The 2,690-nt window shown below is 26.8% G+C and carries 4 protein-coding genes; 3 read left to right on the top strand and 1 reads right to left on the bottom strand.

Annotated features, from left to right (window positions below):
• The coding region (locus Q0G30_RS14035) for a PTS transporter subunit EIIC (protein WP_294391327.1) at positions 1–512 on the top strand (512 nt) is incomplete at its 5' end.
• Between the two features lie 353 nt (positions 513–865).
• On the opposite strand, the gene Q0G30_RS14040 is transcribed toward Q0G30_RS14035, so the two are convergent.
• Positions 866–1,327 (bottom strand): MerR family DNA-binding transcriptional regulator, encoded by a 462-nt coding sequence (locus Q0G30_RS14040; protein ID WP_294391332.1) that lies wholly within the window; start codon positions 1,325–1,327, stop codon positions 866–868.
• Positions 1,328–1,390: 63 nt separating this feature from the next.
• Between Q0G30_RS14040 and Q0G30_RS14045 the strand changes: the two genes are divergently transcribed.
• Complete coding sequence (locus Q0G30_RS14045; RefSeq protein ID WP_294171575.1) at positions 1,391–1,672, top strand: MATE family efflux transporter; 282 nt, start codon at positions 1,391–1,393, stop codon at positions 1,670–1,672.
• 231 nt (positions 1,673–1,903) lie between these two features.
• A complete protein-coding gene (locus tag Q0G30_RS14050) occupies positions 1,904–2,578 on the top strand; it encodes an MATE family efflux transporter (protein ID WP_221700614.1) in 675 nt (224 codons plus the stop codon).
• The last annotated feature ends 112 nt before the right edge of the window (positions 2,579–2,690 follow it).

Raw genomic sequence — 2,690 nt, forward strand, 5'->3', positions numbered from 1 at the left:
GAGCTATTTATGGTATTGTTTATCCATTATTAGTTATAACAGGTATGCATCATAGTTTAGTAGCAGCTGAAACGCAAATTTTAGCTAATATAGGTACTTTAGGTGGATCACCAACATTTGCAGTAGTTGCAGCATCAAATGTTGCACAAGGGGCAGCGGCATTAGCAGTATTTTTCATAATTAAAAAGAATGCTAAAATGAAAAGTACAGCATCAGCGGCAGGTATATCAGCATTGCTAGGAATAACAGAGCCGGCAGTATTTGGTGTTAATTTAAAATTAATGTATCCATTTATAGGTGCTTTAATAGGTTCTGCTGTAAGTTCTGCTTATGCAACACTTATGAAGGTGTTATCTTTATCACCAGGACCTGCAGGATTACCAGGGGTTATAGTAATTAGACCTGAATCAATGGTGCAATATATGATAACAATGTTAATAGCTTTTATAGTGGCATTTATTTCTACAGTTATATTAGCTAAAATATTAGCTAAAAAGAAAGAAATTGTATAAATTATATAAGTAAGATATGAATAATAATTGAATTATAATTTTGATATAATAAATCATAGTTAAATAAAAATGGACTAAAATTTTTAATGAAGGGAGCTAGATAAAATATAGCTTCCTTCACAATCTAATCAAATTGCAGAAAAAATATGTTTGGATAATTCAATACTTTGAAGTTACCTAAACTTAAGATTATCTTTATCTTCTAAAATAAATGAAATAATAAATCAGGTGTTTTGAGGTTTTATATGAAATATGATGAAAGTTGGGTACAAGGAAAATGTGATAAATATGATTATATATTTTGTATAATATAATCAATTTCGTAATTGTTATATAGTACGAAGTTAATTATATTATACAGTACATTTTACTTCAAAATATGGGCTTGAAAAATCATAATTATATCCGGGGCTTATAATAATAGTCTTATCACTACAGCCTACATTAGAAAACATATCACAAATATCATCAAAATTAAAGGAACTAGTCTTCTTACATAAAAAAGTATCATCTTTAACTTTAATTATATTTTTGATATTAGAGTATCTCTTATAAACTTCACATGCAACAAACTTAGTAACTATACCATCTTTTATATTTATAATTACACTATAATCATGTTTAATAGATAAATTAATACATATTTGTATTAACTCAACCATTCTTGTTTGTTCAAAGTTATAGTATCTATAATTACTATTAGGGTTAACATATACAGGTTTTAATAGTCCAATTGAATCATAATATCTAAGAGCCTTTATACTACATCCAGTTCTTTTTGAAAGTTCTCCTATAGTTAATAATTTATTTTTCATAAAATCGCCTTGACTCTACCATTAGGGTATACTTTATATTAATTATAGAGTTTTATTATATTAGTGTCAAAGGAGGATATCAATGAATCAAGAACTTTTTGGTATAACCTCGCCAAAAAATTGTTTATAAAACTTGCAATTTCAAGTTTAGTAAGTATGTTATTTTCATCTATTTATATGATGGCTGATGGAATGTTTGTTGGAAAAGTAATAGGAAGTAAAGCATTAGCAGCTATAAATCTTGTTTTTCCAATTATAATGATAGTATTTGCAGTTGGAGATATGATAGCAGCAGGAGCATCTGTAAAAATAGGAATTAAACTAGGTGAAAAAAATGAAGAATAGGCAAGTAATATCTTTTCAATTGCTGTTTTATTAGTATTGATTATAGATATTATTCTGATGATATTAAGCTTAGTTTTTGCAAAAGATATTATATTTATCTTAATTAAAGATAAAGAACTTGCTGAATTATAATATAAATTTGCTTATGTGTTTATTTTAACACTATCTATTATAGCACCATTTTTTGCACTAGATAATCATCTAAGACTATGTGGTAAGGTGAATATGAGTATGTGTATGTGGATAAACATAGCCGTATCAATATTTAATACTATATTAGATGCTATTTTAATTGGATATTTTAAATTAGGAATAGAATATGCTGCACTTTCTAGTGATTTAAGTATGCTTATAGGAACTCTAATTTTTTTATATCCTTTTATTATGAAAAAGGTTGTATTAAAATTTACAAAACCTAAAGTAGATGTAAAAGAGATTTTATACATTATATATAATGGAAGTTCTGAATTTTTTAGCAATATATCAGGCTCTATTATGGCAATTATAACTAATGGTTTTCTTCTTTACTATGGTGGTCCAGTAGGTGTAGCTGCATATTCAATTGTTATGTATATAGACTCATTAATATCTCCAGTATTATTTGGTATGATAGGCTCAATACAACCAGTTATTAGCTATAATTATGGTGCTAAAAATTACAAACGTATAACTAAATTCTTTAAGATAACTTGTATTGCTGGATTTACCATTTCAGTTTTAACTATGATTATAATGTTTATGTTCCCTGATTTTTTAGTTGGACTATTCTCCTCAAAATCAGATGTTGATATTATACATATGTGTAAAATAGCATTACTATTAAGTGCTCCATCATATTTATTTAAATGGTTTACTATGACTGTAGGTAGCTTTTTAACTGGACTTGAAAAGGCTAATAATCTATAGTAATAATGTTAGTTGAATCAGTTATACTTCCATTAATACTGATTGTAGTTTTAGGTAAAGTTATAGGCGTTTAAGGGATATTCCTAGTACCAAGTATAGGTGGACTTATTGC

The sequence above is a fragment of the uncultured Clostridium sp. genome (assembly GCF_934754925.1).
Lineage (GTDB): Bacteria > Bacillota > Clostridia > Clostridiales > Clostridiaceae > Clostridium.

Coding starts and splice junctions, on each gene's coding strand:
- Q0G30_RS14040 (WP_294391332.1), bottom strand. CDS start 1,327: ATGAAAAATAAATTATTAACTATAGGAGAACTTTCAAAAAGAACTGGA.
- Q0G30_RS14050 (WP_221700614.1), top strand. CDS start 1,904: ATGTGTATGTGGATAAACATAGCCGTATCAATATTTAATACTATATTA.